General features: G+C 54.2%; 8 protein-coding genes. 5 read left to right on the forward strand and 3 right to left on the reverse strand.

What is annotated here, in order from left to right; all coding sequences use genetic code 11:
• A partial coding sequence (locus LBJ25_04480; GenBank protein MDR1453210.1) for a hypothetical protein occupies positions 1-243 on the reverse strand: 243 nt, incomplete at its 3' end.
• A gap of 152 nt (positions 244-395) precedes the next feature.
• On the opposite strand from LBJ25_04480, the gene carB reads away from it, so the two are divergent.
• Positions 396-3,497: a carbamoyl-phosphate synthase large subunit gene (gene carB, locus LBJ25_04485; protein MDR1453211.1), complete on the forward strand. Its 3,102-nt coding sequence runs from the start codon at positions 396-398 to the stop codon at positions 3,495-3,497.
• Positions 3,498-3,565: 68 nt separating this feature from the next.
• Here the strand turns inward: carB and LBJ25_04490 are convergent, their stop codons facing one another.
• Positions 3,566-5,377: a TIGR03545 family protein gene (locus LBJ25_04490; GenBank protein MDR1453212.1), complete on the reverse strand. Its 1,812-nt coding sequence runs from the start codon at positions 5,375-5,377 to the stop codon at positions 3,566-3,568.
• Positions 5,377-5,907, reverse strand: a complete 531-nt coding sequence (locus tag LBJ25_04495; GenBank protein ID MDR1453213.1) for a TIGR03546 family protein — start codon at positions 5,905-5,907, stop codon at positions 5,377-5,379. The genes LBJ25_04490 and LBJ25_04495 overlap by 1 nt, the downstream gene beginning before the upstream one ends.
• Before the next feature lie 85 nt (positions 5,908-5,992).
• On the opposite strand from LBJ25_04495, the gene LBJ25_04500 reads away from it, so the two are divergent.
• Genes LBJ25_04500 through LBJ25_04515 form a run of 4 tightly spaced genes read left to right on the forward strand, consistent with a single transcriptional unit; the run spans position 5,993 to position 7,425 of the window.
• Positions 5,993-6,265 (forward strand): type II toxin-antitoxin system prevent-host-death family antitoxin, encoded by a 273-nt coding sequence (locus tag LBJ25_04500; GenBank protein MDR1453214.1) that lies wholly within the window; start codon positions 5,993-5,995, stop codon positions 6,263-6,265.
• 3 nt (positions 6,266-6,268) lie between these two features.
• Positions 6,269-6,682, forward strand: a complete 414-nt coding sequence (locus LBJ25_04505; GenBank protein ID MDR1453215.1) for a type II toxin-antitoxin system VapC family toxin — start codon at positions 6,269-6,271, stop codon at positions 6,680-6,682.
• A 36-nt stretch (positions 6,683-6,718) separates the two neighbouring features.
• Positions 6,719-7,138 carry a nucleotidyltransferase substrate binding protein gene (locus tag LBJ25_04510; GenBank protein ID MDR1453216.1) on the forward strand — a complete coding sequence of 140 codons (420 nt, stop codon included), beginning with the start codon at positions 6,719-6,721 and terminating at the stop codon, positions 7,136-7,138.
• Positions 7,135-7,425 carry a nucleotidyltransferase domain-containing protein gene (locus LBJ25_04515; GenBank protein ID MDR1453217.1) on the forward strand — a complete coding sequence of 97 codons (291 nt, stop codon included), beginning with the start codon at positions 7,135-7,137 and terminating at the stop codon, positions 7,423-7,425. Before LBJ25_04510 ends, LBJ25_04515 begins: the two co-directional genes overlap by 4 nt.
• Positions 7,426-7,595: the final 170 nt, after the last annotated feature.

The raw sequence follows: 7,595 nt of genomic DNA on the forward strand, positions 1-7,595 counted from the left end.
GTCCCCCACCCACTCATGATCTCTGTGGGTGGGGGGGGCCCCCCCCCGGGGGGGGGGGGGGGGCGAAATTTTAAATACTTCCTGAGCACATAATAAATCTTCTCCCTGCCCGGCGCCCAAATCCAAAACAGTGCTGTACGGCATCGCTTTGGTTAGAAAGGCCTTAATCTGCGGCCGGCCAAACAACAAATCGCCCGCCGCGCCTATTTTTCCAAGTTTGTATAATAAGCGATCCCGCTGCATAGAGAATATATAATAACAAAACAAAAAGTAATTAACAAGATAGAAAGAAACTAAAGGTAAAAAGCGGTCAACGAAAATCTCCCTTCCACAATCGCCAATTATCGGCAAACATGGTAAACTTAATAAATTCGACCAAAAACACGAGCGAGAAAATGCCTAAACGCACAGACCTCAAAAAAATTATGATTATCGGCGCGGGGCCTATTGTCATCGGACAGGCCTGCGAATTTGATTACAGCGGCACACAGGCCTGCAAAGCCCTCAAAAAAGAGGGCTATCAGATCGTGCTGGTCAACAGCAACCCGGCGACGATCATGACCGACCCGGAATTTGCCGACCGCACGTATATCGAACCGATCCGCCCCGATATTGTGGCGAACATAATCGCAAAAGAACGCCCCGACGCCCTGCTGCCGACCGTCGGCGGACAGACCGCGCTCAACTGCACGCTGGAGCTGATGAAACTGGGCGCGCTGGAAAAATACAATGTTGAGCTGATCGGCGCGGGCATTGAGGCGATCCGTAAAGCCGAAGACCGCAAATTATTCAAAGACGCCATGACGAAGATCGGTCTTGACATGCCGTGCTCCAGAGAAGTTTATTCGCTGGAAGAAGCGCGGGAATTCATTAAAACTATCGGATTTCCGGCGATAATCCGGCCGTCTTTTACGCTGGGCGGCACCGGCGGCGGCATTGCCTACAACGACGCCGACCTGGAGCGCATCGTCAACAACGGCCTCGACCTTTCGCCGACGCATCAGGTACTGCTCGAGGAGTCCATTATCGGCTGGAAAGAGATCGAACTGGAGGTCATGCGCGATCTCAAGGACAACACGGTGATAATTTGTTCCATAGAAAATTTAGACCCGATGGGCATACACACCGGCGACTCCATCACGATCGCGCCGGTGCAGACGCTGACTGATAAAGAATACCAGCGCCTGCGCGATGCTGCTGTTGCCGTGATGCGCGAGATCGGCGTGTCGACCGGCGGCTCCAATGTGCAGTTTGCCCTGGATCCCCAATCCGACCGGATCTGCATTATTGAAATGAATCCGCGGGTGTCGCGCTCCTCCGCGCTGGCTTCCAAAGCCACCGGTTTCCCGATAGCCAAGATCGCCGCGCTGCTGGCCGTGGGGTATACGCTCGACGAAATACCCAACGACATCACCAGAGTTACGCCGGCGTCTTTCGAGCCGACGATCGATTATGTCGTGGCTAAAATCCCCCGCTTTGCTTTTGAAAAATTCCGCGACGCCGATGACACGCTCAATACGCAAATGAAATCTGTCGGCGAATGTATGGCTATCGGCCGGACTTTTAAAGAGGCCCTGCGCAAAGCTCTGCGTTCGCTGGAGATCTCCGCGGTCAAATGTCAGGACGAAAAGATCGAGGAAAAATTGAGCCGGCCCAACTGCGAGCGTATCTGGTATCTCCTGCACGCTTTCCGGCGGGGTTATACGGTCGCGCGCGCGCAAGAGCTGTCGCGGATCGATAAATGGTTTTTAAATCAGCTGCGGGAGCTTGCCGCGGAAACGCCGGAGTCGCTGGCCGCTGAGAATAAGGCGCGCGGCGTCAAAGGCGTGGTCTACAAAAAAGTGGACACCTGCGGCGCGGAGTTTGAGGCGCAGACACCGTATCTCTACTCGGCCTACGAGCAGGAGGATGAGTCCGCGCCGACCGGCCATAAAAAGATCGCTATTTTAGGCGGCGGACCAAATCGTATCGGTCAGGGTATCGAGTTTGATTATTGCTGTGTGCACGCGTCTTTTGCCCTGCGGCAGGCCGGCTACGAAACCCTTATGATCAACAGCAACCCCGAAACGGTGTCCACGGATTACGACACTTCCGATCGGCTCTATTTCGAGCCGCTGACGCATGATGATGTGCTGAATATTGTGCGCAGCGAGAAGCCGGACGGTGTGATCGTGCAGTACGGCGGGCAAACGCCGCTGAAGCTTGCCCTGAAACTGGAAGCGGCGGGCGCCAAAATTATCGGCACCGCGCCCAAAAATATCGATGTGGCGGAAAACCGGAAATTATTCGGACGCCTGATCGACCGGCTGGGCATTAAGCAGCCAGCGAACGGCGCCGCCACGTCCATAGAGGACGCGATCAAAGCCGCCAATAAAATTTCCTATCCGGTCATGGTGCGTCCCTCTTATGTGCTGGGCGGCCGGGCGATGGAAATAGTTTATGACGAGGAAGGCCTGAGGCATTATATGAAAACCGCCGTTGAGGCCTCGCCGGAGCATCCGGTCTTGATCGATAAGTTTCTGGAAGACGCCATAGAAGTGGATGTGGATGCTATTTCTGACGGCGCCGAAACCCTGATCGCCGGCGTTATGGAGCATGTGGAAGAGGCCGGCATTCATTCCGGCGATTCGGCTTCGGTTATCCCGACTTTTTCGCTGCCGCCGGAAATTCTGGACACTATCGAAAAACACACCGGAGACATGGCGCGGGAGCTAAAGGTAATCGGCTTGATGAATATCCAGTATGCGGTCAAAAACAATGAAGTATATGTGCTGGAAGTAAATCCGCGCGCTTCACGCACCGTGCCTTTTGTTTGCAAAGCCACCGGCGTGCCCTGGGCCAAACTCGGCGCGCTGGTCATGGCCGGGCAGAAAATCAAAGACCTGGGTATAACCAGAGTTATACCCAAATACTGGTCGATCAAAGAAGCGGTGCTGCCCTTTGCCAAATTTCAGGGGCAGGATGTGCTGCTCGGCCCGGAAATGCGCTCGACCGGCGAGGTCATGGGAATTGATGAAAATTTCGGCATGGCTTACGCCAAGTCGCAGATCGCCGCCGGGGAAAAACTACCGGAGCCCGGGCAGAAGGTTTTTATTTCCGCGCACGATCCGTACCGCGGGGAAAAACTACTCTGGGCGGCGCGCAAATATAAGGAGCTGGGGTTTGAAATAATCTGCACCAGAGGCACAGGCGATTTTTTGCGCGAGAACGGCGTGGAAGTCGGCGTGATTGCCAAAGTGCGCGAGGGGCACCCCAATATTATTGACGCGATAGCCAATCATGAGATCGGCCTGATCGTCAACACGCCGTCCGGTAAAGGCGCGCGGCAGGATGATTATTATATCCGGCAGACCGGGTTGCGCTACAAAACCATGTGCGTCACCACTATCGCCGCGGCCATCATGGTGGCCAAAGGACTGGAAGCAATGCTTCACGGCAAGTTTGATGTCAAGGCCTTGCAGGATTATCATAAAGAGAATTTGTCCAGCTATAATTAACGCGAGCACAGAAGTTCAGAATTGCTAAACAAGGGATTTAATCAGGATTGTTTAGCGCTGCTTGACGGCTAAAACTTCAGCCCCGGCAAAGCATTTTTCAACGCCTCTTCCGCCTGTTTTTTGAGCTGGTCTGTTTGGCTGTTTAGCTGATCTTCCAATTCTTTTTGCCTGGCCTCAATTTTGGCTTTCTCGCTGTCCAGCGCGGCCTGTTGCGCGGCCAGAGTGTTTTGCAGGATTTCCTGCTGTTTTTGCACGACGCTGGCGGCTTCGTCCCGTGCGCCGCCGAGCGCTTTGTCGTACTCAGCCAGCAGCTGCGCTTTGGCGCTCTCTATCTGTCCGCTGATCTCTTTGTCCAAACGGGCTTTGATGAGCGCGTCGAGATTGGTGGTCAGACGGATGTCCGGCGCGTCAAGACTGCCGCCCAGCAGCACGTCGACGCGCAGCTCCGGCGCGCTGGCAATGGCTTCCGCGGCGAGTTTGGCCAGGCCGTCCGCGGCCAGCCGGGCATACTGCAGATCGCGCCCCAGAAAAGACAGCTTGCCACTCAGCTCCCCGTCCACAATATTAACGGACGCTTCCAGTCGCCCCAGCCCGCCGGTGATCTGCAGAGGTATAACGCCGGTGTCCCAGAATTGCGCGCCGGTCAGGTCATAACCAGACAGGACAAATTTAGACACCGCGGCGCCGCTCTCGCCGCGGTGGTCGAGCGTGATATCAATATCCAGCAGCGACTGCGGGCGTTTGGTGAACGCGCCTTTGATCTTGAGCAGCGTCGGCCGGCCGAGAATGTCCGGTTCGCTGGCGATGTCGTTGACGTAGCCGCTGTAAGTTAATTCATTGGCCGTGTCCTGCCCGCTGACGCCGCTCAAACCCAGACGGCCGAGCCAAAAACGCGGCCGGGTTTTATTGTTCGGGAAAATCACCGTCGTGCCCCGCAATCTTTCTTTGGCCGGCCGGGCGGGCGTCTTTTCTTTTTTGGCCGGCAGGTACTTTTGCGCCAGCGCCAGATAATTCTGGCCCAGGTCGAGCCAGCCGCCGATCTTCGGCCCGAGCAGCTCCTGTCCCAGCGCGCCGAGATCATAATTGTCCAGATTTAAAGAAGCCATTAGATTAGCAAGATCCGTCTGGCGCGTCTGATCGAGATAGGCCAGATTTTTTTGCGCTTCCCGCAGGGCCGTCTCGCCGGCTTTTTTATTGGCCTCCAGCGTGCCGATGATTTTCTGCAAGCCCCGCTGTTTTTCCTCGACAAGATTTTGCAGCTTCTGCAAATCGGCCGGACTGGAAATACTTAAACTGCCCAGCTCATCCAGATTTAACGCGGCCAGTTCTTTGGACACGTCATAAGCGGCAATTTGTTTTTGCGCGTCGGCCAGCAGTTTTTCATTTTCTTTTTGCACACGGGACGCTTCCGCTCCGATCTGAGGTGGCGTGAGCCGGAAGGCCTCCTGTACCGCCGCGGGATTGAGCTGCAGGTCTTTGGCCAGCTTGTTGAGATCGAGCGGCTTTTTTTCCGCCGCCACTTTTTGCTTTTTTTGCGGCAGCGCGCCGGAGGTTTGGCGCGGCGTGCCCAGCCGAATATTATCGATAGTTGCCTGCGCGATATTTACCCGTTTGTACAATAACTGCTCCACGCTCAAATCCAGCCGGAACGCCCCCACCTCAAAAAGATTGGTAAACGGCGCGTTTTTATTCGCCGCCTGGATCCGCCGAATGTCCAGCCGCCCGCTGAACGGATTGAGCAGAAAACCGCTGATCTCCGTTTTTGCGCCAAAAGCCGCGGCGCCGGCTTTTTCCAGCCCAAATTTTAACAGCGGGTTAAAGCCGAAAATGACGGCCAGAAGCAACACCAGAGCGGGCAGAAGTTTTTTCCAGTTCAGCATCAGGGCTTCCTTATAAAGAGGCTGCGCAGATTAAAAAGATTAAATCCCGCGGCGATACCGGACACCAGTTTGTTCCGCAAAAATTCCTCGACTTTGGCCTGCAGCTTGCTGCCGCGGTATTTCAGTGTCAAAGATCTGCACAGGAAAACCGCCGGCACGGTCAGAACGAGGCCGAGGAGAGTATTGCCCATGACGATCGTGTTGTTAAATCCGGTGAACGGCAGGAACGGCAGATTGTACAGGCGCGTCCACAGCCCCTGCAAAAAATCCGCCTGTAAAACGGCCAGACCCAGCGGGTGCGCCAGCCAGTCCAGCGCGAAACCCAGCGCGCCGAAAATCAGCGTGGCTAACAGAGCGGTCTGCCGGTCGTTGCGCAGGGCGAAAACCAGCAGGACGATAATGACGCTGTTGAGGCTCAAGGGCAGCAGCCCCAGGAACATGCCCAGCACAAAGCCCGCGGCGATGTGGCGGATGCGCCCGCTGCTCAGGGTGTCGTGGTATTTTTTCAGCAGTTTAAAAATATTCAGCATAGCGGGTAAAAGTATACCGCAGATTTGACCAGCCGCGCTAGCGTGGTATAATATGACTAGTCTGACTGGTCAGAAAGGAGATATTATGGCGGATTTAAAAATCTGGCAGCTGCAGGAAGCCAAAGCAAAATTCAGTGAGCTGGTGAGAGCGTCCGCCGCGGCGCCGCAGGAGATCTCTCTGCGCGGCAAAAATGTGGCGGTGCTGTTGTCCAACAACGAATACGAAAAATTGGTCAGCGCCAATAAGCCGAAACAAAGCTTATTTGAGCTTTTGCAAAATTCACCCTTTAGAGGCGTGGAGCTGGATTTGCGCCGCAACAAAGACCGAACTATGCGAAAAATAGATTTTGGGGAGTAAGGCGTGAAATACTTGTTTGATACAAATGTCGTGTCGGAATTGTATAAGTTGCAGTGCGATCCGGCTGTACGTGATTTTGTGCAAAAAACTCCGCAAGAGGACACCTGCCTCAGTGTGGTTTCGGTTGGTGAAATTGTCTATGGCATCAAAAGATTGTCCGACAAGAAAAAGAAACTCAGCCTGACTCTCTGGCTAAATCAGCAAGTCACGGAATGGTTTAAAGACAGAGTATTGCCGATAACCGCAGAGGTAATGACCGAATGGGGTATTCTCTGCGCGGCGCAGCACAGGACATTGCCTTTTATGGACAGCCTGCTGGCGGCGACGGCGCGCGCGCATCGACTGATCCTCGTGACCCGTAACGCGCGGGATTTTCAAGGTCTGGATGTCGATGTGCTGGATCCCTGGGAAAGCTAGGGATAGCTTATGCTTATGATATAATTCAATTCACCTATGGAATTAAAATTAAATGAATTAAAAAGAGCTGTAGCTGCTTTGCAGCGGGCGATCGAGATAACACAAAAAATAGAAGCCAATCCCGCCGCAGAGCCAGCTGAAAAAGAAACCTTGCGTGCTGGCGTGATACAGGCTTTCGAGTTTTCCTATGAATTGTGCTGGAAAATGCTTAAACGCTGGCTGGAAATCAATGTCAGCCCGGATATTGTCGCCGGAATAGTACGCGTAGAGCTTTTTAGGCGCGGCGCGGAAAATTTATTGATTGACGATGTTTTGAAATGGCTGGAGTTTCACGAGGCGCGGAACAAAACTTCGCATCTATACGCTATAAAAACGGCGGAAGCTGTTTACCAAAAAGCAGTGGAGTTTTTGCCGTATGCGCAGGCTTTGCTGGAAAGACTGGAGAAACGCCGGTGATCGCGGTAAGCGAGGATGAGAAACGGCTCATTCAGGATATTTTGCGTCGGCATGTGCCGCAGGCCGAAGTGAGGGTTTTTGGCTCGCGGCAGAAAGGCGGACACAAAAATCATTCGGATTTAGACCTGGCGCTGGTCGGCGATTTTGACGATGGGAGCCTGTCCGCTCTGCGCTGTGAATTTGAGGAATCCCGCCTGCCCTACCGGGTGGATGTGCTGGATTATCGTGCGCTCTCCACGGAATTTCGCCAAATAGTAGATACCGAGTATACGCTTTTTCCTCTGTAAACCTTACGCCAAATTGGTCGCTGAGAGCCTGTGGGAGTGTTCGTAGACGCTACGTATCCGCAAAGGATACAGGCTCACCGTCCACCGCTCCCTGACTGTAAGCCCGTTAGGGAGCTTGTCGAAGTCTGGTGGCCGAGCTTCGGACGGTGAGCGGAGTCGAACCGTCGAAT

It is taken from the genome of Candidatus Margulisiibacteriota bacterium, from assembly GCA_031268855.1.
GTDB lineage: Bacteria > Margulisbacteria > Termititenacia > Termititenacales > Termititenacaceae > Termititenax.